General features: G+C 66.0%; 26 protein-coding genes. 19 read left to right on the forward strand and 7 right to left on the reverse strand.

All coding sequences use genetic code 11. The features are described from left to right. The first annotated feature begins 66 nt into the window (after window positions 1-66). From ACQP1T_RS14575 to ACQP1T_RS14590, 4 genes are all read left to right on the forward strand, one after another. Complete coding sequence (locus ACQP1T_RS14575; RefSeq protein ID WP_433760709.1) at window positions 67-885, forward strand: acyl-CoA thioesterase; 819 nt, start codon at window positions 67-69, stop codon at window positions 883-885. A 139-nt stretch (window positions 886-1,024) separates the two neighbouring features. Further along, the gene (locus tag ACQP1T_RS14580) at window positions 1,025-1,261 is read left to right on the forward strand and encodes a hypothetical protein (protein ID WP_062988896.1); all 237 of its coding nucleotides are present in this window, start codon (window positions 1,025-1,027) and stop codon (window positions 1,259-1,261) included. Window positions 1,262-1,390: 129 nt separating this feature from the next. Beyond that, on the forward strand, window positions 1,391-2,041 hold the full coding sequence (pdxT, locus tag ACQP1T_RS14585) for a pyridoxal 5'-phosphate synthase glutaminase subunit PdxT (protein ID WP_433760711.1): 651 nt from the start codon (window positions 1,391-1,393) through the stop codon (window positions 2,039-2,041). Window positions 2,042-2,154: 113 nt separating this feature from the next. Then, the gene (locus ACQP1T_RS14590) at window positions 2,155-2,910 is read left to right on the forward strand and encodes a YebC/PmpR family DNA-binding transcriptional regulator (protein ID WP_433760712.1); all 756 of its coding nucleotides are present in this window, start codon (window positions 2,155-2,157) and stop codon (window positions 2,908-2,910) included. Window positions 2,911-2,995: 85 nt separating this feature from the next. On the opposite strand, the gene ACQP1T_RS14595 is transcribed toward ACQP1T_RS14590, so the two are convergent. Continuing rightward, on the reverse strand, window positions 2,996-3,202 hold the full coding sequence (locus ACQP1T_RS14595) for a DUF5988 family protein (RefSeq protein WP_040692396.1): 207 nt from the start codon (window positions 3,200-3,202) through the stop codon (window positions 2,996-2,998). Window positions 3,203-3,781: 579 nt separating this feature from the next. After that, window positions 3,782-4,732, reverse strand: a complete 951-nt coding sequence (locus ACQP1T_RS14600) for an NADP-dependent oxidoreductase (protein WP_433760714.1) — start codon at window positions 4,730-4,732, stop codon at window positions 3,782-3,784. A 70-nt stretch (window positions 4,733-4,802) separates the two neighbouring features. Here ACQP1T_RS14600 and ACQP1T_RS14605 point away from each other — a divergent pair, with 70 nt between their 5' ends. Next, on the forward strand, window positions 4,803-5,798 hold the full coding sequence (locus tag ACQP1T_RS14605; protein WP_433760715.1) for a GlxA family transcriptional regulator: 996 nt from the start codon (window positions 4,803-4,805) through the stop codon (window positions 5,796-5,798). 4 nt (window positions 5,799-5,802) lie between these two features. Here ACQP1T_RS14605 and ACQP1T_RS14610 read toward each other — a convergent pair whose 3' ends face one another. Beyond that, the gene (locus ACQP1T_RS14610) at window positions 5,803-7,080 is read right to left on the reverse strand and encodes an amidohydrolase family protein (protein ID WP_433760716.1); all 1,278 of its coding nucleotides are present in this window, start codon (window positions 7,078-7,080) and stop codon (window positions 5,803-5,805) included. An 83-nt stretch (window positions 7,081-7,163) separates the two neighbouring features. Continuing rightward, window positions 7,164-7,835: a GntR family transcriptional regulator gene (locus ACQP1T_RS14615; RefSeq protein ID WP_433760717.1), complete on the reverse strand. Its 672-nt coding sequence runs from the start codon at window positions 7,833-7,835 to the stop codon at window positions 7,164-7,166. Window positions 7,836-7,958: 123 nt separating this feature from the next. Here ACQP1T_RS14615 and ACQP1T_RS14620 point away from each other — a divergent pair, with 123 nt between their 5' ends. The 6 genes from ACQP1T_RS14620 (at window position 7,959) to ACQP1T_RS14645 (ending at window position 14,568) form a co-directional block, all read left to right on the forward strand. Further along, on the forward strand, window positions 7,959-9,038 hold the full coding sequence (locus ACQP1T_RS14620) for an acetamidase/formamidase family protein (RefSeq protein ID WP_433760719.1): 1,080 nt from the start codon (window positions 7,959-7,961) through the stop codon (window positions 9,036-9,038). Beyond that, a complete protein-coding gene (locus tag ACQP1T_RS14625; RefSeq protein WP_433760721.1) occupies window positions 9,035-10,294 on the forward strand; it encodes an amidase family protein in 1,260 nt (419 codons plus the stop codon). Before ACQP1T_RS14620 ends, ACQP1T_RS14625 begins: the two co-directional genes overlap by 4 nt. A gap of 143 nt (window positions 10,295-10,437) precedes the next feature. Next, on the forward strand, window positions 10,438-11,640 hold the full coding sequence (locus ACQP1T_RS14630) for an amidohydrolase (protein ID WP_433760723.1): 1,203 nt from the start codon (window positions 10,438-10,440) through the stop codon (window positions 11,638-11,640). A gap of 69 nt (window positions 11,641-11,709) precedes the next feature. Continuing rightward, window positions 11,710-12,537, forward strand: a complete 828-nt coding sequence (locus ACQP1T_RS14635; RefSeq protein ID WP_433760725.1) for an ABC transporter ATP-binding protein — start codon at window positions 11,710-11,712, stop codon at window positions 12,535-12,537. Then, on the forward strand, window positions 12,534-13,388 hold the full coding sequence (locus tag ACQP1T_RS14640; RefSeq protein ID WP_433760726.1) for an ABC transporter permease: 855 nt from the start codon (window positions 12,534-12,536) through the stop codon (window positions 13,386-13,388). The genes ACQP1T_RS14635 and ACQP1T_RS14640 overlap by 4 nt, the downstream gene beginning before the upstream one ends. A gap of 52 nt (window positions 13,389-13,440) precedes the next feature. Continuing rightward, the gene (locus ACQP1T_RS14645; protein WP_433760727.1) at window positions 13,441-14,568 is read left to right on the forward strand and encodes an ABC transporter substrate-binding protein; all 1,128 of its coding nucleotides are present in this window, start codon (window positions 13,441-13,443) and stop codon (window positions 14,566-14,568) included. 5 nt (window positions 14,569-14,573) lie between these two features. Here the strand turns inward: ACQP1T_RS14645 and ACQP1T_RS14650 are convergent, their stop codons facing one another. After that, window positions 14,574-16,043 (reverse strand): alpha/beta hydrolase, encoded by a 1,470-nt coding sequence (locus ACQP1T_RS14650; protein WP_433760729.1) that lies wholly within the window; start codon window positions 16,041-16,043, stop codon window positions 14,574-14,576. Between the two features lie 177 nt (window positions 16,044-16,220). On the opposite strand from ACQP1T_RS14650, the gene ACQP1T_RS14655 reads away from it, so the two are divergent. The 4 genes from ACQP1T_RS14655 (at window position 16,221) to ruvB (ending at window position 19,065) form a co-directional block, all read left to right on the forward strand. Beyond that, window positions 16,221-16,706 carry an MmpS family transport accessory protein gene (locus ACQP1T_RS14655; RefSeq protein ID WP_433760730.1) on the forward strand — a complete coding sequence of 162 codons (486 nt, stop codon included), beginning with the start codon at window positions 16,221-16,223 and terminating at the stop codon, window positions 16,704-16,706. A gap of 95 nt (window positions 16,707-16,801) precedes the next feature. Next, window positions 16,802-17,371, forward strand: coding sequence for a crossover junction endodeoxyribonuclease RuvC (gene ruvC / locus ACQP1T_RS14660; RefSeq protein ID WP_062988884.1), 570 nt, complete (start codon window positions 16,802-16,804; stop codon window positions 17,369-17,371). After that, a complete protein-coding gene (ruvA, locus tag ACQP1T_RS14665) occupies window positions 17,368-17,973 on the forward strand; it encodes a Holliday junction branch migration protein RuvA (protein WP_433760731.1) in 606 nt (201 codons plus the stop codon). The genes ruvC and ruvA overlap by 4 nt, the downstream gene beginning before the upstream one ends. A gap of 6 nt (window positions 17,974-17,979) precedes the next feature. Continuing rightward, a complete protein-coding gene (gene ruvB, locus ACQP1T_RS14670; protein ID WP_433760733.1) occupies window positions 17,980-19,065 on the forward strand; it encodes a Holliday junction branch migration DNA helicase RuvB in 1,086 nt (361 codons plus the stop codon). 95 nt (window positions 19,066-19,160) lie between these two features. Here the strand turns inward: ruvB and ACQP1T_RS14675 are convergent, their stop codons facing one another. Both ACQP1T_RS14675 and ACQP1T_RS14680 read right to left on the reverse strand, forming a co-directional pair. Further along, window positions 19,161-19,733 (reverse strand): DivIVA domain-containing protein, encoded by a 573-nt coding sequence (locus ACQP1T_RS14675; RefSeq protein ID WP_433760735.1) that lies wholly within the window; start codon window positions 19,731-19,733, stop codon window positions 19,161-19,163. A 149-nt stretch (window positions 19,734-19,882) separates the two neighbouring features. Next, window positions 19,883-20,533 carry a TetR/AcrR family transcriptional regulator gene (locus tag ACQP1T_RS14680; RefSeq protein WP_433760737.1) on the reverse strand — a complete coding sequence of 217 codons (651 nt, stop codon included), beginning with the start codon at window positions 20,531-20,533 and terminating at the stop codon, window positions 19,883-19,885. A gap of 97 nt (window positions 20,534-20,630) precedes the next feature. Between ACQP1T_RS14680 and ACQP1T_RS14685 the strand changes: the two genes are divergently transcribed. From ACQP1T_RS14685 to secF, 4 genes are all read left to right on the forward strand, one after another. Further along, complete coding sequence (locus ACQP1T_RS14685) at window positions 20,631-22,121, forward strand: flavin-containing monooxygenase (protein ID WP_433760738.1); 1,491 nt, start codon at window positions 20,631-20,633, stop codon at window positions 22,119-22,121. A gap of 181 nt (window positions 22,122-22,302) precedes the next feature. After that, entirely contained in the window at window positions 22,303-22,650 is a 348-nt protein-coding gene (gene yajC, locus ACQP1T_RS14690; RefSeq protein ID WP_433760739.1) for a preprotein translocase subunit YajC, read from the forward strand. Between the two features lie 150 nt (window positions 22,651-22,800). After that, a complete protein-coding gene (secD, locus tag ACQP1T_RS14695; protein WP_433760741.1) occupies window positions 22,801-24,537 on the forward strand; it encodes a protein translocase subunit SecD in 1,737 nt (578 codons plus the stop codon). Further along, window positions 24,534-25,784, forward strand: a complete 1,251-nt coding sequence (gene secF, locus ACQP1T_RS14700; protein WP_433760742.1) for a protein translocase subunit SecF — start codon at window positions 24,534-24,536, stop codon at window positions 25,782-25,784. The genes secD and secF overlap by 4 nt, the downstream gene beginning before the upstream one ends. Window positions 25,785-25,788: the final 4 nt, after the last annotated feature.

Below are 25,788 nucleotides of genomic sequence, written 5' to 3' on the forward strand. Positions count from 1 at the left end.
GTGGACGCGGCCATTGCCGAGAGGTCACCGACAGGTCGCGTCGGCGCTCGGGATAATCTCGGCCCCATGGCGACAATCGAAGAGGCGCTGGAGATCGAGCGGCTCGAGCGGGACATCTTCCGTGGTGCTTCCACCAAGACCCAGCTCGTGCGCACATTCGGCGGACAGGTTGCCGGCCAGGCGCTGGTTGCTGCGGTGCGGACGGTGGAGCCGCGGTTCCAGGTGCATTCGTTGCACGGATACTTCCTGCGGCCGGGCAATCCGGAAGAGCGGACCGTGTACCTCGTCGAGCGGATCCGCGACGGCCGGTCCTTCTGCACCCGCCGGGTCACCGGCGTCCAGGACGGGGCCGCGATCTTCACCATGTCGGCGTCGTTCCATCTCGGTGACTCGGGTCCGCAACATCAGGACGAGATGCCGCCGGTGCAGGGCCCGGATGAGCTGCCCGACGCCAGCACCACGATGAGTCCCGAGCGGCTGTGGGCGATGCGCGAATGGGAGCACTGGGATATTCGCACCGTGCCGCAGGATGTGGTGACCCGCCGCGACGGCGTGGTCTCCCCGCAGCAGGTGTGGTTCCGCTACCGGCATGCGTTGCCCGACGACCCGGTCGTGCACGTCTGCACCCTCGCCTACATGAGCGATATGACCCTGCTCGGTTCCTCCAAGGTCACTCACCCCGACGAACCGACCCAGAACGCCTCGCTCGATCACGCCATGTGGTTCCTGCGTCCGTTCCGCGCCGACGAGTGGCTGCTATACGACCAGTCCTCCCCGTCCGCGGGCTTCGGTCGTGCGCTGACCGGCGGCAAGATCTTCAACCGCGCGGGCGAGTTGGTCGCGGCGGTTGTTCAAGAGGGCTTGATTCGCACATTGCGGGGGTAGTGAGCGCCCAAACGACATTTTTCCCAGTGTTGGGAAATTCCGAACGGTCTGTATTTGATCGGGCGGCTCGTAGACTGCCGCGCAAAGAAGTCGCCGACCAGGAACGACGGTTTCATGCGTCAAGAATGGAGGCAGGAATGTGGCTGTCGGGAGCTTTTCCTACCAGAACGGATCGGGCTATTCGGACCGGATCGATAATCCGGACGAGTACCGCACCTACAACATAGCGATCGGCCGGGGAGCGGCGGACAACCAGACGAATGCGACGGTCTGGCTGTACGCGCGCAGTGACGGTCAAGGGGATTCGATCTACCTCGATCCGGGCACCAGTACCTACGTGAGCACCGGCTACCAGAGCTGCAAATTCACCAGCTGACCCCGGCCGGATGAGCTTCGTCGGCTGGCGATCGCGACCGGCCGTGTCCTGCGGAGTCCGACACCGGCGTCGGTGGCGCACCAGATACCGTGAGCGGGGCCACAGCGGCGCGCCTCGTAAGCTCATGGCGTGAACGCATCGGTCGCCTCGCCCGCAACGGGCGCGCAGCGCAGTCCCGACCGGCCAAAGATCGGCGTGCTGGCCCTGCAGGGTGACGTGCGCGAACATGTCGCGGCGCTCGCGGAATGCGGTGCGCAACCGGTGCTGGTGCGCCGCACCTCCGAGCTCGCCGCGGTGGACGCACTTGTGCTGCCGGGTGGCGAGTCGACCGCGATCAGCAAGCTGCTCGAGGTCTTCGAACTCCTCGAACCGGTGCGCGCGCGGCTGCGGGAAGGTATGCCCGCCTTCGGATCTTGTGCCGGAATGATTTTGCTCGCCTCCGAAGTGCTCGACACCCGACCGGATGCCAAACATCTGTCCGGTATCGATATGACGGTGCGGCGCAATGCTTTCGGCCGTCAGGTCGACTCGTTCGAGACCGATCTGGAGTTCGCCGGGCTGACCGATGGCCCGGTGCGCGCGGTGTTCATCCGGGCACCGTGGGTGGAGCGGGTCGGCACGGGCGTCGAGGTGCTGGCGACTGTTCCGAGTGGACCGGCCGCCGGTCGCATCGTCGCGGTGCGACAGGGCAAGGTCGTCGCGACATCGTTCCATCCAGAGGTCACCGGCGATTTGCGGGTGCACCGGATGTTCGTCGATCTGGTTCGCGGCGCCGAGTAGTCGCCCTCAGGAATTCGCGGTAACCGGCCGAGTAGGCTGGCAGAGTTGTCTACCCGGCCGGTGCGGGTACCGTGCGCACGATCAGACGTGCTGTCGACTGGAGGAAGTAGGGAATGAGCGGCCACTCCAAATGGGCCACCACCAAGCACAAGAAGGCGGGGATCGACGCGAAGCGCGGCAAGCTCTTCGCCAAGTTGATCAAGAACATCGAGGTGGCGGCCCGCACTGGTGGCGGTGACCCGGCGGGAAATCCGACGCTGTACGACGCCATCCAGAAGGCGAAGAAGTCGTCGGTTCCGAACGACAACATCGAGCGTGCCCGCAAGCGCGGCGGCGGTGAAGAGGCTGGCGGCGCCGACTGGCAGACCATCATGTACGAGGGCTACGGGCCCAATGGTGTCGCGGTGCTGATCGAATGCCTCACCGACAACCGCAACCGCGCCGCGGGCGAGGTGCGCGTTGCGATGACCCGCAACGGCGGCAATATGGCCGACCCGGGTTCGGTTTCCTACCTGTTCCACCGCAAGGGCATCGTGACCCTGGAGAAGAACGGGCTGTCCGAGGACGACGTGCTGATGGCCGTGCTCGACGCGGGTGCCGAGGAAGTCAACGACCTCGGTGAGTCCTTCGAGGTCATCAGCGAACCGTCGGATCTGATCCCGGTGCGCAAGGCGCTGCAGGACGCCGGAATCGATTACGACTCCGCCGAATCCGGCTTCCAGCCCTCGGTGTCGGTGGCCGTCGATGTCGACGGCGCGCGCAAGGTATTCAAGTTGGTCGACGCGCTCGAGGACAGCGACGACGTGCAGAACGTCTATACCAACGTGGACATCTCCGACGAGGTCGGCGCCCAGCTGGAACAGGACTGACACCGGACATCATCGACCGGTGCCTCGGGGCGGTTCGCAGAGATGCGGACCGCCCCGAGTGCGTTTCGCACCCAATGTGGACTGGTTATTCCGCGATTCGGGTCCGATCGGACCACTCGTAGACCCGCAGCCGCCCCTCGGGCGTATCGGCCTCCCGATTGGTGACCTTGAAGTGCTCGTATCCGCCGCGGTATTCGACTTTGAGCTCGACGCCGGGCGGCGTGATCGGAACGATGCGAGCGGGCAAGTCTTTCGGCCCACCTTCTAGGACAGCCTTCACAACATTGCTCATCCTTCGGATGGTAGGTCTCGAATGTGATGCACGCCACAAACGCGGCCGAACGGCGGGGTTGTCGTGGAGGAATTCCGATGGCGCAAACCCGAGGTGATGGCAGCCGAGTCCGATACGCCCGATTGGCGATTGCCGTCAGTTAGCTGATCTCGTTTTCTGGGTTCGGAGCAACTGATCGTAGCTGTCGATATCTGCGGTGTAACGATTGCGGTTCGATTGCTCGATATGCGAATCGAGCGCCGCGACAGACCGCCGCGGCCGCCCGATCAGGCTCCCTCCGCACCGAGAACTTGTCCCGCCCGGAAAGAGACCAGCCATCATGAGTCGATCCCTTGCCGACGAGCATCCCGGCGATTCAACCGACCTGAACAGCACCTTTGCCCCGCTCGCGGTCGCGACCGGACTGATCCTGCTCATCGCCGCATTCGCGACGGTGAATCGGATGCCCGGCTGGGCTGCCGACTACGGCGCGAGCCTGGTGTACTTCGCGATCTTCCTATACGTGGCGATCGCGGGTCGCCTGACTTGGTGGGGCGCCGACATACTGATCAGCCACGGGCAAGAAAGGCTGACTGTCGTTCACGGCACCGTGAGCACCAATTTGCCTACAGTGCGACCGGTTTCGCCGAGTGCGTGCGCCTTCGCCGCCTCTTCGAACGGGAAGACCCCGGCGACGGCCGGGCGCAGCGCCCCGGATTCGGCGAGTTCCGCGAGCGCGATCATTCCGGCGTGATCGTCCTCCACCAGCATGCGCACGGCCCGGACTCCCAATTGCTTCGCCTCGGTGGCCAATTCGGTCGCTCCGAAGGCGCGAAGCGAGACCAGCAGGCCGCCCGGGCGGAGCGTGCGCAGGGAGCGCAGGCTGTTCTCGTCATCGATCGAATCCAGCACGATATCGACATCGCGGACCGTCTCGGCAAAATCGGTTGTGCGGTAATCGATCATCTCGTCCGCGCCGATATCGCGGAGGAATTTTTGGTTGGCCGCGCTCGCGGTGCCGATGACGTGAGCACCGCGCGCCTTGGCGATCTGAACGGCGAAGTGTCCGACGCCGCCCGCCGCCGCATGGATCAGGACGCGCTGTCCGGCTTGTAGTTTCGCGGTGTCGACGAGGGCTTGCCACGCGGTGAGGGCGGCCAGGGGGATCGCCGCGGCCTGAATATGGTCCAGGTTCATCGGCTTCGGGGCGAAGGCGCGAGCGGGGCCGACGACGTATTCGGCGAAGGCGCCGTGGCCATACGGGTACGGGAGCATGCCGAAGACCTCGTCGCTCGGCTCGAACAGGGTGACACCGATACCCGTGGCCACCACTTCGCCCGACACATCCCAGCCCAGCACGAACGGCGGTTCGCCGAGGAAGAGCCCGGAGGCGCCGCGATGCCGCCAATCGGTGGGGTTGAGACCGGCTGCTCGCATCCGGATCAGGATCTCGCCGGGACCGGGCGTCGGGATGGGCAATTCGACTTCGGTGAGGACCTCGGGTCCGCCGATGACGTCTTGGCTGATCGCGCGCATAGTGGTGTCGTTCATGTCGTTCAGCCTGCCGTCGGCGACGGCACCAGAAAATGGCACGATTGCCAATATTCGATATGATCGTGCCATGGTCGCTACCTGGAATGGGCATTCGGCGCGACATCGGGTGGTGGTGCTCGCCTTAGCCGGGGTGTATCCGTTCGAACTCGGCATCCCGAGCCGGGTCTTCGGCAGCGCCGCCGAGCTGTACGACGTGAGCACCTGCTCGATCGATGGCGCACCGGTGCCGAGCCGATCCGATTTCGCCATTGCCGTCCAGCACGACAGCCGAGCGCTGGCCAGCGCCGACACCGTCGTCATTCCGGCCTGCGATATCGATATGACGCTCAGTGGCGCACTGCCGACCCCGGTGGCCGCGGCGTTCGCGCGGATCCGGCCCGGTACCCGCATCGTGTCGATCTGCACCGGGGCATTCGTGACCGCCGCCGCCGGATTGCTCGACGGTCGTCCCGCGACGACGCACTGGAATGTGGCCGAGCTGTTCCGGCGCACCTTTCCACGGGTGCGACTGAATACCGATGTCCTCTACGTCGACGACGATGACGTGCTCACCTCGGCGGGCGCGGCGGCCGGGATCGACCTCTGCCTGCACCTGGTGCGCCGCGACCACGGCAGCGCGGTGGCGAATACGGTGGCGCGGCGCTGCGTCGTGCCACCGTGGCGTGATGGCGGCCAGGCCCAATACATCGAACAGCCGGTGCCGCCGTCGACCTCGGCGGGCACCGCTGCCGCCAGGCATTGGGCCCTGGAGAATCTCCAATTACCTTTGACCATGGACGATCTCGCCGCCCAGGCCCGCATGAGCAAGCGCACCTTCGCCCGCCGCTTCCGCGACGAGGTCGGCATGAGCCCGGGCCGCTGGCTCATCCAACAGCGCGTCTTCCGCGCCCGCCAGCTCCTGGAATCGACCGATATGACCGTGGACCGCATCGCGGGCGAGGTCGGTTTCGCCACCGGCAGTTCACTACGCCAGCATCTGCACGACTCCATCGGCGTCGCACCGCTGGCATATCGCCGAACGTTCCGCGCCGAGTCGGTCGTGCCTTCGGATTCGTTGGGTTGATGTTCTAACAGGCCACCGGTCGCGGTGGGTTGGTGACGGGCAACAGCTCGTGGGTTCGGCTGGTGCGAGCCACAATTCGGCCGGCTTTGATCACATAGCAGCGGTCCGGGCGGTCGAGCATGGCGTCGGCAACGCGGTGGGTGGACAGGACCACCAGATCCGCGGCGGCTCCGGGACGGATGCCGTAGCGGTCGCCGATGCCGATGACGGCGGCGGCCTCGGTGGTGGCCATGGCCAGGACCCGAGTCAGGTCAGCGGGGGTGGACAGGTGGCTGGTCTGCGCCAGGAACAGGCCGATGTCGAGCAGGTCGGCGTTGCCATAGGGAGTGAAGGCATTGCGAATGTTGTTGGAGGAGTACGCGGTAGTGACACCCGCGGCCCAGAGTTCGCGGATCGGTGCGATACCGCGGCGGATATTGGTGGTATCGGTACGCCCACCGAGATGCATATCGGTGGCGGGTAACGGCACCACCGCGACGCCCGCTTCGGCCAACCGGGTCAGGGTTTCCCGGCGCTGGTCCGGTGGTCGTCCGGCGAGGGAAGTCATGTGGCCCAGGGCAACTCGGCCACTCATACCGGTGTGTGCGGTCACCTCCGCGATGTAGTCGGCGAGGGCGAAGCGGGGGTCGGTCGCATCATCGGCGAAGTCGGCGTGGATATCGATCGGGACATCGAATTCCGCGGCCAGTTCGAATACGAGATCGACATGGCGACGGCAGTCGGCGACGGTCGCCTCATTGTAGGCGCAGCCACCGATGACATCGGCTCCGCGACTGAGGCTTTCGCGCAGCAGGGCGACGGTGCCGGGGGCGCGTAGGATGCCTTCCTGCGGAAATGCGACGATCTGCAGGTCGATTCGGCCGCGGTACTCCTCGCGCAGTTCGAGCAGTGCTTCGATGCCGAGCAGGCCGATGATCGGATCGACATCGGGGTGAGCGCGAATTGTCGTGGTGCCGTTGGTAATCGCGAGATCGAGAATGCGCCGCGCGCGATCGCGGATCGATGTGCGGGTGAAGGTGCGCTTGAGTTCGCCGGTGACCGCGATGGCCCCGGCAAGGGTGCCGTCGAGATTCGGTCGTTCGCGATCGAGCAGCGCCTTGTCCAAGTGCAGATGGGATTCGATCAGACCCGGGATGACGACGCGTCCGGCACAGTCGATTTCATAGTCGGCGCGATCGGCGGGCAAGTGGCCGATCCGGACTATGACGCCCTGGTCGACGACGATATCGACTAGCGCCGTGTCGTCGGCTATGCGGGCGTCACGGAGCAGCAGATCCGCCATTGGCAACCTCCGGAAGCAGTACGGGACATGAGTTGTATACGACCTACATGTTTCGTCGCGCCGCAGAAAATGCGACGGCTGCGTTACGGATCTTGCTGCGGTGCGGAATCGGCAGTGCGGTCGCGCCTGCGGTATGCCGAGGCGGCGTGGGCGATATGTGCGGTGACCACCTGCGTGGCCCGATCCGGGTCGCGTGCGTCGAGCGCGGCGCAGATCTCCTCGTGCTCCTGCCAGGAATCCTCGGCGCGCCTCGGTAATTCCACCGCATATACCCAGGCGATCTTCCAACTGAGCTGGGTGATCAGCTGGCTGAGCAGGGTGCTGCCCGAGGCCTCGGCGAGCACCTGATGGAATCGGCTGTTCAGTCTGGTGAGCTCGTCGAGCCGGCCGTCGCGGACGGCATCCTGCCCGAGCGCGGTGAGTTCCTTGAGCCTGCCCAATTGCTCCGGAGTGCGGCGCAGAGCGGCGCGCCCCGCGCACAGCGGTTCCAGCAGGGCGCGGATTTCCAGCAGGTCGGCGGCGTCGGTCTCGGTCAGTTCGGCGACGAAGGTGCCTGCATAGGGCCTGGAAAGGGCGAACCCCTCGGCCTCCAGGGCACGCAGCGCTTCGCGCACCGGTACTCGCGATACGCCGTAGCTCTCGGCGAGCGTGTCCTCGGTGAGTCTTTGACCCGGTGCGAAGACGCCGCGGATGATGTCGTCGCGGATGGCTCGGCACACTTGTTGCGGAGTCATCCGCTGGGTGGTGCTGCTCACATGGCTCCCACAGCGGGCGTAGTCGTGTTGTTTCGAGCGATCCGCCCGCGGTCGTCAGCGGTGGCGGCCGGGCCCGAGCAATGGTTGTATACGATCCACTGCTCAATCGTCGGATCGGATGCCATGAATTTACTACAGTCGGGTGCCGGTGCCCGGTCCGGAGACGTATACCTTCCCGCGGATCCGGACCGGATCTTCTGGGGATTGCTCCCGAACTCCCTTGCCCAGCCGGTACTTACGGTCGATTCCGGTACCGCTGTGTGTCTGGACACCATCAGCCACGAGGGCATCCTGGAGGATCAGGGCCGGGATCCGGCGATCTTTTTCGGGGCGAGCGGGATATCGGAGATTCTGGGCGATACCGCAACGGTGGCCCGGTCGGTCGTACACGATCCAGCGGTGCACGGCCCGCATGTGGTGACCGGCCCGATCGCGGTGCGCGGTGCGCGTCCCGGCGATGTGCTGGAAGTCGAGGTGCTCGAATTGCTGCGGCGCGCGCCATATGGGGTGATCAGTAATCGGCACGGCAAGGGCGCGCTGCCGGGGGAGTTTCCGCAGCCCGCATCCGTCCATCGGGATGGTCCGGTGCCGCCGGTGTGCACGATCGCCACGGTCGACGCCGCCGGGCGCGGGGTGATCGATATCGGCGACGGTCGCGCGCTGCGCTTTCCGCTCGACCCGTTTCTCGGCATCATGGGCGTCGCCGCGGCCACCGAGCAGTCGGTGCACTCGGTGCCGCCCGGTCCGCACGGCGGCAATATCGACGTGCGCATGCTGGGAGTCGGTGCGCGACTGTATCTTCCGGTACAGGTTCCGGATGCGATGTTCTATGCGGGCGATCCGCATTTCGCCATGGGCGACGGCGAAGTGGCGCTCACCGCCTTCGAGGCACCGCTGCGCGCCACTCTGCGGCTGACCCTGCATGCCGATCCCGGTGCCAGGAAAATGGCTGCCGCACTGGCCCTTCCGTACGCGGAGACCGCGACCGACCATCTACTGCTCGGCCTCGATACCGATCTGGACGAGGCCGTGAAACAGGCGACCCGCAACGCGATTACCTTCCTCGGCGAGCGGTACCGGATACCGCCCGCGATCGCGCTCGCGTACCTCAGCGCCGCGGCGGATTTCCGGATCTCGCAGGTCGTGGACGTGGTGAAAGGCGTGCACTGCTGTATCAGCAAGAGTCATCTGGAGGATCTGTGAGCGCGCGCGGCGGGGTCGGGAACGGATTCGTGCCGTGGCTGCCGGTGACCGCGGCGCCTGCCGGACAGCGGCTCGCGGTCAAGGACGTCATCGATGTGGCGGGCCTGCCCACCGGTGCGGGCCACCCCAGCTGGCTGACCACGCACGCGGTGCCCGCACATGACGCGCTCGCGGTCGCGCGGCTGCGGGCCGGGTTCACGGTGGTCGGCAAGACCCATACCGACGAACTCGCATACAGCTTGGCCGGCACGAATCACCATTACGGCACACCGGAGAATCCCGCGGCATCCGGACGGGTTCCGGGTGGATCCTCCAGCGGCAGTGCCGTCGCGGTGGCGGCCGGGGCTGCCGACCTGGGACTCGGCACCGATACCGCAGGATCGATTCGAGTACCGGCTTCCTACACCGGCCTGTACGGATTGCGGCCGACGTACGCTCGCGCACCACGCACCGGAATCGTCCCGCTGGCACCATCTTTCGATGTGCCGGGTCTACTGACACGTGACGTGGCGACAATGCGCGCCGCCGTGGCATTGCTGCTGGATGACGCGCCGCCGGCGCAATCGCCTCGGCGGCTGTGGTTTCCGATCGACCTGCCGGTCGCGCCCGTGGTGCGGGCAGCCGTGCTGCCCGCGATCGAGATATTGGCGGCGGAATTGGCGCTGGACACTACCCCGCTGTTCGAGACCGGGGGATGGGAGCACGTTCGGGCGGCCTTCGCAACGGTCCAGGCGGCCGAGGTGTGGTCGGTGCACGGCGACTGGATTCGCCGCGAGCGACCGACTTTCGGGCCTGGCGTGACCGCACGTCTCGCCGTGGCCGCCGAGGTCGATGCCGACGCCGCGGCCGCAGCCCGAGCGATCCTGCGCGCCGCTGCCGATCGGATTCTGCGCGGATTGGGCCCCGACGGTGTGCTTGCAATGCCGAGCGCGCCCACGGCCGCGCCGCCGATTCTCGGTTCGGCGATGACCGGATCACCTGGTGGGCACTTCGGCCTCCGGTCGGCGACCGCATCGCCGACTGAGTCGTCGACCGCCGGATCGCCGCCCGCGGGGGCGCCGGCGACCGAAACAGCGACGGGAAGCGCGGCGGATCGGGCCGCCCTCGTGCGACTCACCTGTCTCGCGCCGGTCTGTGGTGCTCCCGCGTTGAGTGTGCCGGTCGCGAAGATCGACGGGCGGCCGCTCGGGCTTTCCCTGTTGGCGGCTCCCGAGCGGGACGAATCGCTATTGGCCATAGCCGAATTGCTGGGCTGACCACCGGATTTTCCACCGGTCGCGGCCACAGTGACCAATTCGGTGTCGCTGTGGCCGGGCTATCTCGGTGGTGCGGTGGCGGCTCGACGGCCCGACGTGACCCGCCACCTGACTCTGCGCACCCCATCTCGAGAGGACATTCCATGAACACATTGCTGCTGCGCGGCGGACGCCCCTGGATTCCAGGACTGCCCACCGACGTCGCCGATATCCGCATCGCCGACGGACGGATCGAGCGGATCGGCCCCGATCTGGAATCGACGGCAGACGAGATCATCGATCTGGCCGGCGCGCTGGTACTTCCCGGTTTGGTCGACACCCACTGTCATCTGGACAAGACGATGTTCGGCGGCCCGTGGATACCCAATACCGGCGGTCGGACTTTGTCGGGACGCATCGCGAACGGTGCGGGGCGTCGGGTCGAACTCGGCTTGCCCAGTGCGGAATACGCCGCGAACCTGCTCGGCGCGATGGTCAGCGGTGGCACCACGGCCGTGCGCAGTCATATCGACATCGATCCCGAAGTGGGGTTGGGCGGGGTGGCGGCAGTCCGGGCCGCCGCGGCGGAGCACTCGGACCGGGTGGATGTCGAACTTGTCGCCTTCCCGCAGGGCGGGCTGCTGAGCAGGCCAGGGACCGCCGAACTGATGGCGGCGGCGCTCGCCGAGGGGGTCGAGGTCGTCGGTGGACTCGACCCCGCCGGCTACGACCGGGATCCGGTGGGCCAGCTGAATGTCATCTTCGGGCTGGCGGAGCGCTACGGCGCGAAGATCGACATCCATCTGCACGACGGCGGAACCCTCGGCGCTTGGGAATTCGACCTCATCGTCGAGCGCACCAGGGCTACCGGTCTGGCCGGGCGCGTCACCATCAGCCATGCCTACGCCATGGGTTCGCTCGCGCCGGATGAGCAGCGGCGGGTCGCCGAAAACCTGTCCGAGGCAGGGGTTTCCATGGTGACCTGCGCGGTCGGGGAGGCGCCGGTCGTGCCGGTGCGGATCATGCACGACGTGGGTGCGACCCTGGCCCTCGGCAATGACGGCATCCGGGATCTGTGGACTCCGTATGGTGACGGCGACATGCTGCGCCGGATCAACAATGTCGCCTATCGGGACCGGTTGGTCGCCGATCCCGAGATCGAATTGGCGCTGCTCGCCGGAACCTACGGTGGTGCACGGGTTCTCGGACTCGATGACTACGGGCTCACGGTCGGCGCACCGGCCGACCTGCTCGTCGTCGAAGCGCCGACGCCGGCGGCCGCGGTGGTCGTCCTCCCGCCGCGCAAGTTGGTGCTCAAGCGTGGCCGGATCGTCGTCCGCGATGGTGTGCTCGTCACGGACAAATAAATTGTATACGAAACAGGGGTGTAATCGTGCCGACCGCATTCGGCAATCACTCGCCGATAGAACTTGTTCATGAGCACAACGGCTTCTCCAGCGCCGACCAGGCAGGGCACGTCCGTGTATACGACCGCTGCCGACCGCAGTGTTGCGGATCCGGTACCGGCCCTTGCCTTTCGCGGCGTCACCCTGACCTTCGAGAACGGCACCGAGGCCCTCGCCGATATCGATATCGCGGTCCGCGCTGGGGAATTCGTCTCCCTGGTCGGCCCATCCGGCTGCGGTAAGTCCACATTGCTGCGACTGGCCGCAGGCTTCGAGCGGGCTACCACCGGCACGGTGGATGTCGCGACGGATCAGCTCGGCTATGTGTTCCAGGAATCGACACTGCTGCCGTGGCGCAGTGTGCTGCGCAATGTCGAACTGCCCGCCGAACTCGCCGGAGTCGACAAGTCCACCCGGCGCGCGGCCGCCCGCGACGCCATCGAACGGGTCGGCCTCGCCGGATTCGAGAAGCACAAGCCAGCACAATTGTCCGGCGGCATGCGGATGCGCGCCTCGATCGCCCGCGCCCTCACCGTGCGACCCGAGTTGTTCCTCTTCGACGAACCCTTCGGCGCCCTCGACGAAATCACCCGTCAGCGCCTCAACGAGGAGGTCGGCAGCTTGTTCCGGCGGGACGGATTCGCCGGAGTTTTCGTCACCCATTCGGTGGCCGAGGCGGTCTTTATGTCCACCCGGATCATCGTGCTGACCGGGCAGCCGGGCCGGGTGTGCGCGGATATCCCGGTGCCGCTCGGCTTTCCGCGCGCGCCCGAGTTGCGGTATACGGCCGAGTTCGCCGATATCGCGGCCGAGGTTTCCGTCGCGCTGCGCGGCGCCGCAACAGTGGTCGCCGCATGATCGCCACCACGGTGGGGTCGACCGCGAACGAGATCGACACCACGACCCGGAAACGGCGCTGGCGCATGCCCATCGCGCCGATCCGAATCATCGCGCCGATTATCGTATTCGTCCTGGTCATCGCGCTGTGGTCGGTCGTGAGTCATTTTCTGCTCGCCGAGGAATCGCGCTTCCTGCTACCCGCGCCCGAGGCCGTCATTTCGCACGGACTGTCGGATTCGGTGGTGCGCACCGAGATTCTGACCGCACTGTGGTCGACGGTGCAGATCGCCTTGGTCGGGCTCGGCATCGCCAGCGTGCTTGGCGTCGGCTTCGCGGTGTTGATGTGCCAGGCGCGGTGGGCCGAATACTCGCTGTATCCGTATGCGGTGATCCTGCAGACGATTCCGATCCTCGCGGTGGTGCCCCTGTTCGGCTTCTGGTTCGGCTACGAATTCGGCAGCCGGGTCATCGTGTGCGTGATGGTCGCGTTGTTCCCGATCATCACCAATACCCTGTTCGGGCTCAAATCGGTGGCCGCGGCCGAACACGATCTGTTCACACTGCATGGTGCCAACCGTTGGCAGCGCTTGCTGAAACTGCAGCTACCCGCGGCACTTCCTGCCATGATCTCCGGCTTCAAGATCTCCGGCGGGATGGCCGTGATCGGCTCGATCGTGGCCGACTTCTTCTTTCGTCAGGGCCAGCCGGGCATCGGCCGCATGATCGATGTCTACCGCCAGCGCCTGGCCACCGAGGAACTGCTCACCGCCCTGCTGTTGTCCTCGCTGGTCGGTCTGATCCTGTTCTGGTCCTTCGACTTCCTCGCCGGACGGGTCGATCGCGCACACGGACTGTCCCGCGGCAGATAACGCCGACCAGTCTCTCTCCTGCTCCAAATCCGTTCGATCCCAAGGAAATCCCGTGCAGAAACGCTTGCTCGCTGTTGCCGCGCTGTCCGGCACCGCCCTGCTCACCGCCTGTAACGCTGCCACCTCGACGCCGGCGCCCACCGGCAAGGGTGAACTCGCCGACGTCTGTCCCTCGACCGTGGTGATCCAAACGGATTGGTACGCAACACCCGAACGCGCCGCCGCCTTCCAATTGGTCGGTCCCGATGGCACCGTCGATGTGAAGAAGGGCGCGTATTCCGGCCCACTCGGCGATACCGGCATCAATGTCGAAGTGCGCCTTGGTGGTCCATTCCTCGGCGGCCAGCCGGTCCCGGCCCAGATGTATCAGGACCCCAGCATCACCCTCGGCATGATTCCCACCGACGAGGCCTTGCGCGCTCGCGGAAAGTTCAATGTCACAGGCGTTTTCGCCTCCCTCGATATCAATCCGCAGATCGTCATGTGGGATCCCGCGACGTACCACATCCAGTCCTGGAACGAGGTGGCCTCGACCGGCGCACCCGTGGTGTACAGCGAGGGCAAGATCTATATGGATTATCTGATCGCCAAGGGCTACGTGCGGCCGGAGCAGGCGGATGCGTCCTTCGACGGCACGCCGAGCCGGTTCGTCGCCGAGCGCGGCAAAGTGATGCAGCAGGGGTATGTCTCCAATGAGCCCTACCGCTGGGAACATGACGTCAAGGGCTGGCTGAAGCCGACGAATTACCTGCTCGTGCACAAGGCAGGCTACGAGATCTACCCACATCAATGGTCGGTTCGCAGCGATAAACTCGCCGAACTGAGTCCGTGCCTGACCAAGCTGGTTCCGAAACTGCAGCAGGCCGAGGCCGATTACGTCACCAATCCCGAGTCGACGAATCAGGCGCTGCTGCGCATCGCGCAGACGATTCCCGACGGTCCGCCGATCACCGCCGCGGGCAATGCCGATTCGGTCAAGGTGCAGGTCGCCGAAAAGATAGTCGGCAACGGCACCGATGACACCCTGGGCAATTTCGATACCGCGCGGGTCGATCGTGTCATTACCGCCGTGACCGAAACGCTGCGCGGGCGTGGGCAGCAGGTTCCAGACCACATCACCGCGGCAGAGTTGGTCACCAACCAATTCATCGATCCCGCAATCGGTTTGCGGTCGTCGTAGTCCGATCAGGCCGCATCGGGCACCGGGAGACCGACGCGGGCGACGATCCAGCGGAACGACGAGGTGAACGCGGCCGAGGCGAATTGCCAGGTGTGGCCGCCCTGGGTGGTGTGAATGGTGCAATCGATGCCGACTTCGTGGCCTGCGTCGCAGAGCTTTTCGGCGGCGCCGACCTCACCGGTGTCGAAGACCCCGTCATGACCACCCATGCCCACCGTGTCGTCGTCGGCTGCTGCGGATTGTTGGCGTGCACCATGGGATCCCGGACCGGATTTGGGTGGAGTGAGATCGTCGAACAAGCCGGCCATGTCGGTGTAGGGGCCGTGTTTCGCCATGACGGTGATCGGATCGAAGGCGGCCCAGCGGTCGGCGTCGCCGCCGAAAAGCCTTCGGATCGTTTGTTCCTTATTGCCCGAGGCCGGGCCGAGATCGCCCGCGATATCGACGAAGGTGCGCACCAATTCGGGGTGCATGACCGCCAGATCGACCGCGCAGGTGCCGCCCATGGACCAGCCGACCACCGCCCAGTTCGCCGGATCCGCCGAGGCGCCGAACCGAGATTCGAGATAGCTGGGCACATCTCGGGTCAGATGGTCGGCGGCATCGCCGCGCGGACCGTTCACGCATTCGGTGTCATTGTTGAAACTGCCGCTGGAATCGACGAAGACGAGGATCGGCGCGCGGCCGCCATTGGTGGCGGCGAACTTGTCCACCTCGGGCATGATCTGGCCGCTGCGGATCCAGTCGGCAGGGGTATTGAATTCGCCGCCGATCATCATGACGACCGGCAGCGTCGGCGGCGTCGGACCGGCGAACCAGGCCGGTGGCAGGTACACGTATTCGGTTCGATGCGGAAAACCGCTGCCCGCGTCCGGAATTCGCACCGGCACGAGCTTGCCGGTGCCGACATCGGTATTGCGCAGTCCGGACAGCGCATCTATATCGGTCTGATTCGGCAGCGGACCCGCGGTGAGCGCACTCCACGCGGACTGCACAGTGGGGTAGTAGCCGACCCACTGATTGAGCACGACGCCGGTGCTCAACAGCGCCAGCGGAACGGCGAGGACAGAGATGCCGCGCCGCCACCACCTGGCACTGCGCCAGCCGAGCGCGGCGACCGCGATCGCCGCGACCGCGACGCCGACACAGGCCCACAGCTCGACCGGCGCCGGATCCGAAGCCAGCCCCTGATCGTTCACATAGGCCCATGCGGCGACCGCACCCGCCGCACCGAGCAGTACGCAGACCGGCAGCAGCACCAGCCGCCAGCGCCGGGTTCGCCAGCCGATCGCCAGGACCAATGCGGCCACCGCGACCAATTCGACGGTCACCGGCAGCCAGCCGTGCAGTAGCGATATGCCGTGGTGAAAGCCGTTCTGATAGTTCGGATTCAGATTCGCCGAAGGCAGCCGCGGTGGTGGCGGCGGTGTCACGGGGGTCGCGGGTGCGGCGAGCGGGGCACGGACTACGGGCACCTACGGCATTGTCGAGACCGTTCCTCGAGAGAACCTGTGAATTCGCTCCGATCAACCTGGGCGACGCTGAAACGCCGGTCGAGCGCGGGTCGATAACCGCACAGGTGAACCGGGCTCCGAACAGTCATGTCCGGTAAGGTCCAATAGCCGGTCGTGCAAGGATTCGGGAGGGTGCACATGACTTATCAACCACCGCCGCAGTACCCGGGTTATCCGGGGCAGGGGTATCCGGGCTACCCGGGTTATCCGCCGCAGCCGCCCAAGGGCAAGCCGGTGTGGCCGTGGGTCCTCGGCGGCGTGTTCCTGGCGATCGTGCTCACTGTCGGTGGCTGTGTCGCGGTCTTCGGATCCATCGCCTACCGGATCGACAAGGAATCGAAGAAGGAAACCTCGATCACCTACGAGGTCACCGGCTCCGGCACCGCCGATATCTCCTACAACAGTGGCGATTTCGATACCGCCAATGCCAACGACGCACCGTTGCCGTGGACGAAGGCCGTGACCGTGACCGGATACGTCCGCACCGGCCGGGTGTCGGCGACTGTCAGCGGATCCAGCGGCGGCACGGTGAGCTGCCGAATCCTGCAGGACGGCAAGGTCGTCGTCGAGGATTCGGACTCCGGCACCTACGCGTATGTGAGCTGCTACCACTCGTTCACCTAGCCGAATCCCGGACGGCCACCGTGTCGTTGGTGAACGGTAGCTACCCCGTCCACTAGACTCTCGAACAGTTGTTCGTGCCTTCGAGAGGGGATCGTGTGCGGGTGATGGGCGTCGACCCGGGACTCACCCGGTGCGGCCTCAGCATCGTCGAGGGCGGGCTGGGGCGAAAGGTGACGGCGCTCGACGTCGACGTGGTGCGCACACCCGCGGATATGGACCTGGCACACCGGCTGATGGGCGTTGCCGACGTGGCCGAACACTGGATGGATACGCATGAACCCGACGCGGTCGCGATCGAGCGGGTGTTCGCGCAGCACAATGTGCGCACCGCGATGGGCACCGCGCAGGCGGGCGGTGTGATCGCGCTTGCGGCCGCGCGCCGGGGGATACCGGTGGCCTTTCACACCCCGAGTGAGGTGAAGGCCGCGGTCACCGGCAACGGCACCGCGGACAAGGCTCAGGTGACCGCGATGGTGACGCGTATCCTCGGCCTCCAGGTCGCGCCGAAACCGGCGGATGCGGCCGATGCGCTGGCCCTGGCGATCTGTCATTGTTGGCGGGCGCCGCTGATGGCGCGGATGGCCGAGGCCGAGGCGCGCGCCGCCGAGGCGCAGCGGCGGTATACACAGCGGCTTGCCGAACAACGGAAGGTGGTGCGCGGGTGATCGCGTCGGTACGCGGTGAGGTGCTCGAGATCGCGCTCGATCATGTGGTGATCGAGGCGGCGGGCGTCGGCTACCGGCTCAATGTCACCCCGGCGACGCTGTCCACGCTGACCCGCGGCGAGGAATCCCGGCTGTTCACGGCGATGATCGTGCGCGAGGATTCGATGACGCTGTTCGGATTCGCCGATACCGAATCCCGTGACCTGTTCGGCCTTTTGCAGACCGTATCCGGAGTCGGTCCCCGGCTGGCGATGGCGGTGCTCGCGGTGCTCGAGCCCGAGGCGTTGCGCAAGGCGCTGGCGGAGAGCAATGTCGCGGCGCTGACCCGGGTGCCCGGCATCGGTAAACGCGGGGCCGAGCGCATGGTTGTCGAGTTGCGGGACAAGGTGAATCTCGTTCCGGTACAGGCCGGTCCGCCCGGCAGCACACCGGCGCCGGTGCTCACGCCGGTGCGCGAGCAGGTCGTCGAGGCGCTGGTCGGACTCGGATTTCCGATCAAACAGGCCGAACCCGCGGTCGACGCGGTCCTCGCCGAGAATCCCGCGGCCGATACGTCGAAGGCGCTGCGGGCCGCGCTGGGCTCGCTGGGGAAGAATCGGTAACACGTCATGGATCACGACTCCGACCCGGACGCCGAATCCCAGGTCAGCGCAAGCTATCTCAAGTCCGACGGTGATATCGAGGCCAGTCTGCGCCCGAAGTCCCTGGACGATTTCATCGGCCAGCCGCGCGTGCGCGAACAGCTCGCGCTGGTGCTGCGCGGTGCCAAGCAGCGCGGCGGCACTCCGGACCACGTGCTGCTGTCCGGTCCGCCGGGTCTCGGCAAGACCAGTATGGCGATGATCATCGCCGCCGAACTCGGTACGGCACTGCGCATTACGTCCGGTCCGGCGCTGGAACGCGCGGGCGATCTCGCCGCGATGCTGAGCAATCTGGTCGAGGGCGATGTGCTGTTCATCGATGAGATCCATCGGATCGCCCGGCCCGCCGAGGAAATGCTCTACCTCGCCATGGAGGATTTCCGCGTCGACGTGGTCGTCGGGAAAGGCCCTGGGGCGACATCGATTCCGCTGGATATCGCGCCGTTCACCCTGGTCGGCGCGACCACCCGATCCGGTGCGCTCACCGGTCCGCTGCGCGATCGCTTCGGCTTCACCGGCCATATGGATTTCTATGATCCCGAAGAACTCTTGCGTATCCTGCTGCGCTCGGCCCATATCCTCGGTGTCGCCATAGATCGAGATGCCGCCGCCGAGATCGCTGGTCGCTCCCGCGGCACTCCCCGCATCGCCAACCGCCTGCTGCGCCGCGTCCGCGACTATGCCGAGGTCCGCGCCGACGGCGTGATCACCCGTCCCATCGCCCAGGCCGCACTCGAGGTCTACGACGTGGATGCTCTCGGCCTGGACCGCCTCGACCGTGCGGTCCTCGGCGCGCTGGTCCGCAGCTTCGGCGGTGGGCCCGTTGGTGTTTCGACCCTCGCGGTCGCCGTGGGGGAGGAGGCCGCGACCGTCGAAGAGGTGTGCGAGCCGTTCCTCGTCCGGGCGGGCATGGTGGCCCGCACGCCGCGCGGCCGCGTCGCGACCGCCGCCGCCTGGGAACACCTCGGCCTCGTTCCACCGCCCGATCTCGTCTTCGGCTCCATCGAAGTCCGCGGCCGCGAACCCCACCCCACCCTCGACCTCTTCGACTGACCCGCGCCGCCGGATCAAGATCAGGTGGACTGGTAGCGGTGGCTTCTCGGGTGGATTCCACCTGAACTTGATGCGCGTTGTGGGGCGAGCGCGGTTCAGCGGTGGTTGTTTTCGAGGGCGGTGACGACGAGGTCCAAGAAGGCGTCGACCTCGTCGCGGACGTAGCCGCGGGTGCCGAGGCGGGCCTCGGTGAAGCGGACGGCGCGGACGTCGGGAATGGTCAGGCTGCCGGGGCCGCCGTGCGCGAGGGTGGCGGCGACGAGGTCCATGAAAGCGTCCACTTCTTCGGTGTCGTAGCCGCGACGGCCGACCGCGGACTGGGTGAACCGCGTGCGGTGCACATCGTCGGGGGTGAGCAGCGCGGAGGGGCCGGAGCCATTGCCACCGGCGGGGACCGGGCGGGAGCCGCGCTGCCGGAATTCCAGTTCCACGCGGACCCGGTCCAGGAATTCGTCGACCTGATCGGCCTGATAGCCGCGGCCGCCGAAGCGCGGGGCGTCGAAGGCGACGTGCCGGATATCGTCGGCGGTCAGCGCCCCGTGACCGGCCAATGTCGCCGAGACCAGTTCCAGGAATGCGTCGACCTCATCGGCGTGGTAGCCGCGGTGCCCCATGGGTGGCATGGCGAAGTGGATTCGGCTCACGTCGTCGGGGGTCACCCGCGACATTGTTCCAGGGTCGCTGCCCTGCCCGCGTCGAATGCGGTTTTTTCGAACTAGGCGGTCTCTGCCGAACACGTGTTGCCCCCGTTGGCCGTCGATCCGGGTCCCACCCTAGCCGGAATCGGCTCACGTAGCCGCTGGAGATTCGCCGGATTTCAGTCCTTGCGGACACCGTCGATCAAGAGTCGCCGGATCGCCTCGTTCAATTCCTGCACCCCGGCCTCGTCCGGATTGCGCAGCCCGTGCACGATGCCCGCGAGCAGCATGCCGGTCACCGCCTTGGCGGTGTACTTGGTATCGAGATCCGCACGCAGATAACCGAGTTCGACGCCATGCGACAGGTAGCCCGCGGTGAGCGCGTCGGCCATATCGAGCAGACCGTAGAGCCGTGCGGTGAGTTCGTCATCGATGCCGGTGGCGTGGAACAGCAGCAGTTGGGCGACCCGTCGGTCGGCCACGAGGATCCGGGTCAGCGCGGCGCCGATGCGATCGATCTGGGCGCGATATTCGTCAAGGGAGGTGGCGGCGTCGGGTGCGTTGTCGGTGCCGAGCGCCTCGATGATGTGGGTGGCCAGATCGTCGATGACCACGTCGATGATCTCGCGCTTATTGCTGAAGTATCGGTAGAACGTGCCGTGGCCGATGCCCAATTCGTTGGCGATATCGGCGATGCCGGTGGCGTGATACCCCTTCTCGGCGAAGCAGACGAAGGCGGTATCGATGATCTCCTGACGGAGTTCGGCCTTGCGTCGCTGGATGGCATTTCCGGCCGCTGGGCGGGGCGCACGCGTGGATGGCTTCGTCACCTGTCCGATGATACGGTGTTCACAAACGGAATGATGTGTCATTCCGTGAGGGATGGTTCCTACATTCCTGATGGAATGTTGAAGCAGGAGGTTCGACGTGGCGCCTCAATACGACGCGGTCGTGGTCGGTGCGGGATTCGGCGGCATCGGAGCGGGCATCGAGCTCGACCGGCTGGGTCTGAGCAATTTCGTCATTCTGGAGCGCGAGGACGACCTCGGCGGCACCTGGCATGTCAATCACTATCCGGGTCTCGCGGTCGATATCGCCTCGGTGACCTACTCGTATTCCTTCGAGCCCAACCCGTATTGGACGCGCCTGTTCGCACCGGGCAAGGAACTCAAGAAGTACGCCGCCCACGTTGCCGACAAGTACGGCCTGCGCCGCCGGATGCGCTTCGGCACCGTGGTGGACGGCGCCCGCTGGGACGAGGAGCACCAGCACTGGGTCGTCTCCATCGCCGGTGGTGAAACCCTCACCGGCCGTTACCTTCTCACCGCCACCGGCTTCCTGTCCCAGCCCTACACACCACCGTTTCCCGGCATCGATTCGTTCGCGGGCAAGATCATCCACACCACCGCGTGGGAGGACGATTTCGACCTGACCGGTCGCAAGGCCGCCATCATCGGCACCGGCGCCACCGCCGTGCAGCTGATACCCGAGGCCGCGAAGAAGACCGAGGAACTCACCGTATTCCAGCGAACGCCGATCTGGGTGGTGCCGAAAATCGACACCGCGATTCCCGCGCCCGTGCAGCAGCTGTTCGCCCGGCTGCCCGTCACCCAGAAGGCCGCACGGCTGGTCAACACCAGCCTGCTCGAGGCGCTCATGGTGGTCGGCGTGCTGCACTTCAAGCAGGCCAAGCCGCTGAATATGGCCGCCGGTGTACTCGCCAAGGCGCATCTGCGGGCCCAGGTGCGCGATAAGGAGATTCGCAAGCAGCTCACCCCGCACTACGACTTCGGCTGCAAGCGACCCACCTTCTCCAACCAGTACTTCAAGACGTTCAACCAGCCCAATGTCCGGCTGGAGACCAACTCGATCGATCACATCGAGGCCGACGGCATCGTCACCGTCGACGGGCACAAGACCGAGATCGATACGCTGATCCTGGCCACCGGCTTCAACCTGTGGGATGTGAACTTCCCGGCCATCGAGATCATCGGCCGCGACGGCGTCAACCTCGGAAAGTTCTGGCGCGACAACCGTTTCCAGGCCTACGAGGGCATCACCGTGCCGAAGTTCCCGAACTTCCTCAGCCTCAACAGCCCGTACTCCTACAGCGGCCTGTCCTACTTCACCACCATCGAAGCCCAGATGAAGCATATGGGCCGGTTGCTCGGTGAAATGTTCCGGCGCGGCGAGACCACCTTCGAGGTGACCGAGCAGGCCAACACCCGGTTCCTGGACCGCGTCACCGAGAAGTTGGGTTCCTCGGTGTTCTACGGCGGCGACTGCGCGACCGCGCGCAGCTACTACTTCAACCAGCACGGCGAGGCCGCGCTACTGCGCCCGACCAGCACCGTCAATGCCCACCGCGAGGCGGTCAGCTTCCCGCTCGACGACTACACCTACGGCAAGACCGCCTAGGACGCCCGTTGCGCAGCCCCGCGACCGCCGCTCGGTCGCGGGGCTCATGCTGTCCCGGATCGGCTCGGAATCCGGATTCCGGGACGTCAAGGGTGTGCCGGTGTGGTGGTGACGACATGAGCTGGCAGACTGTTGGGGTAATAGCCCATTCCCACCCACAGACTAGGGACTGACTTCGACGATGGAACTTCTGTTTCCGCTCCTACTGGTAGCCCTGCTCGTGCCCATGTTCCTCGGTGTGCGCCGTCAGAAGCGCGAGGCCGAGAAGGTCACGTCCATGCAGGAAAGCCTGAAGGTCGGCGATCAGGTCACCACCACGTCGGGTCTGTATGGAACCGTGGTCGATCTCGACGAAACCACGGTCGATCTCGAGATCGCCGAGGACGTCATCACCACATGGTTGCGTCAGGCCATCCGCGATGTGCGCACCGAGGACGAGACCACGGATGAGACCGTGACCGACGAGGCCGAGGCCGGTCCCGTCGAGGAGTCCGCGGAGCAGACCGAGACCCGGCTGACCAAGGACTGATCGGTTTACCGGCTCCCGCAGCGGTTGCTCGCAGGTCGCTCGAAAGGGCCCGCCCGCGTGCCGCAGATCGCCGCGGGCCATCCGTCCGGGTGCCCGGCCGTGCGCGCCCGCCTGTTCCACCCTCGACTTCCGCCTAGGAGATGACGAACTGTGCCACCTTCCCAGGGATCGGCGCATCCGCTCCGGTTGCTCGGCGTCTACGCCGTGCTGCTGGCCGTGATCTATGCGCTGGTGTTCTTCGCCGGTGATCATTCCCCGACCCCCAAACTGGGCATCGACCTGCAGGGTGGTACCCGCGTCACCTTGACCGCCCGTACCCCCGACGGCAGCAAGCCGAGCCAGGACAGCCTGCGCCGGGCACAGACGATCATCGAGAACCGCGTCAACGGGCTCGGTGTCTCGGGCTCCGAGGTCGTCATCGATGGCGACAATCTGGTGATCACGGTTCCGGGTGACGACGGCGGCCAGGCCAAGGCGCTGGCGACGACCGCGAAGCTCTACATCCGTCCGGTGCTTTCGGCGGTGCCCGCGGTCGGCGGCAAGGCATCGTCGCAGACCTCGGGTACCGCGGGGACGGCGACGCCGGGCACGGTTCCGGACACCACCCAACTCAACCCCGATGGCACCGTGCCGACCCAGCCCGCGCCGACGACCGAGTCGACGCCGACCACGGAGTCCGCACCCGCGGCGGAATCGACCCCGCAGCCGCGCGTGTTCCCCGCGCAGGCCCCGACTTCGCCGCCCGCCCCGCCCGGTGGTCTGACGCCGCAGGAACAGGCGAAGAAGGAGATCGCGGACGCCAAGGCGGTCAGGCAGAGCACTGATGCCACGGTGCAGCAGGCCGCGATGGCCGCGATGGACTGCAATAAGTCCGATCCGCTCGCCGGTAACGACGATCCGAATCTGCCGCTGGTCACCTGCTCCACCGACGGCAAGGAAATCTTGCTGCTGGACAAGAGCCGCATCGACGGCCAGGAGATCAAGGACGCCACGTCCGGGCTCAACCAGCAGCAGGCGCGCCACGAGGTGAACCTCGAATTCAAATCCGGTGGTAGCGATGCCTGGGCCGCGCTGACCGGTGAGTACATCAACAAGCGGGTCGCATTCGTTCTCGACTCGAAGGTGGTCAGCGCGCCGGTCGTGCAGTCGGGTCCGCAGCAGGGCGGTCGCACCACCATCTCCGGTAGCTTCACCGCGGCCAGTGCCAAGGAACTCGCCAACACCTTGAAGTACGGTTCGCTGCCGCTGTCGTTCCAGACCTCCGAGGCCGAGACGGTTTCGGCGACACTTGGTCTGTCGTCGCTGCGCGCGGGTCTGCTCGCGGGTGCGATCGGTCTCGCGGTGGTGCTGCTGTACTGCCTGCTCTACTACCGGATGCTCGGCTTCCTCGCCGGATTCTCGTTGATCGCCTCGGGTGTCGCGGTGTACGGCATTATCGTGCTGCTCGGCCGGTGGATCGGATTCACGCTGGACCTTGCCGGTATCGCCGGTCTGATCATCGGTATCGGTCTGACCGCCGACTCCTTCGTGGTGTTCTTCGAACGCATCAAGGATGAAATGCGCGAGGGTCGCAGCTTCCGTTCGGCGGTGCCGCGCGGTTGGCAGCGGGCCCAGCGCACCAACCTCTCCGGTAAGACCGTCAGCCTCATCGCCTCGGTGGTGCTCTACATCCTGGCCGCCGGTCAGGTGAAGGGCTTCGCGTTCACCCTCGGAATCACCACCGTCCTGGACGTGATCGTGCTGTACCTGGTGACCGCGCCGCTGATGATGCTGGCCTCGCGCTCGTCGTTCTGGGCGAAGCCGTCGGTCAACGGGCTCGGTGCGATTCAGGAAGTGGCCAGGGAGCGCAGGGCCGGCGAGGCGCTGGTTAAGGAGACGGCACGATGAGTACAGCATCGCGTAGCGATTCCATGAGGGGCGGTGGCCGGGTGCCGGGTGGGCCGAACTCGACTCTGGAGCCGTTCGCCGACGAGGTGAACGATTTCCAGACGCCCAAGCACAGCGTTTTCGAGCGCCTCTACACCGGTACCGGCGGATTCAAGATCGTCAGTCGGCGGCGTTTCTACTACGGGCTGACCGTGGCCTTCGTGCTGATCTCATTGCTGAGCATCGGAGTTCGCGGATTCACCCTCGGCATCGACTTCGCGGGCGGGTCGCGCATCCAGTTGCCGGCGGCGGGGACGGCCACCACGCAGAAGGTCGAGGACATCTACTCCCAGACCATCGGCCACGCGCCGGTGACGGTGCAGAAGGTGGGATCCGGGTCTGCGGAGACCATCCAGGTCCGCTCGGACACGCTGAGCGCCACCCAGACCGACGCGCTGCAGACCGCGCTGTTCAACGCCTTCCAGCCGAAGGACAAGGACGGCAACGTTTCTCGCAATGCGATCAGCATCGCCGAGATCAGCGAGACCTGGGGTAGCCAGATCACCAAGAAGGCGTTGATCGCGCTGGTCGTGTTCATCGCGCTCACCATGGTCTATATCGCGATCCGCTTCGAACGGGATATGTCGATCGCGGCGATCGCCTCGCTGTTCTTCAACATGATCGTCACGGCGGGCATCTACTCACTGGTCGGTTTCGAGGTGACGCCCGCGGCGGTGATCGGTCTGTTGACCATCCTCGGTTACGTGCTCTACGACAATGTCGTCGTCTTCGACAAGGTCGAAGAGAACACCCGCGGTGTGGTCGGTACCACCCGGCGCACCTATGCCGAACAGGCGAATCTCGCGGCCAACCAGACCCTTATGCGTTCGATCAACACCACGGTCATCGGCATCCTGCCGATTGTCGGCATGTTGGTGATCGCGGTGTGGCTGCTCGGTGTCGGCACGCTGAAGGATCTGGCGCTGGTGCAGCTGGTCGGCATGATCGTCGGCGCGTATTCGTCGATCTTCTTCGCGGTTCCTCTGCTGGTATCGATCAAGGAGCGGTGGGGGCCGGTCGCGGCGCACACCAAGAAGGTGCTCAACAAGCGGGCCGGACTGGCATCGGCGCGGGCGGGAGCCGAGGCGGAGCGGCGCGCGGTCGCGGCGACCGGCCGGGAGCTGGGTGCGCGTCCGGTGCGCGAACCCGGGCAGACTCCGCGTCCGGGTGCCCGGCCGAGCGGAAAGCGGAACAAGCGCAGGCACTGACAGC

The sequence above is a fragment of the Nocardia sp. CA-135398 genome (genome assembly GCF_050955845.1).
Lineage (GTDB): Bacteria > Actinomycetota > Actinomycetes > Mycobacteriales > Mycobacteriaceae > Nocardia.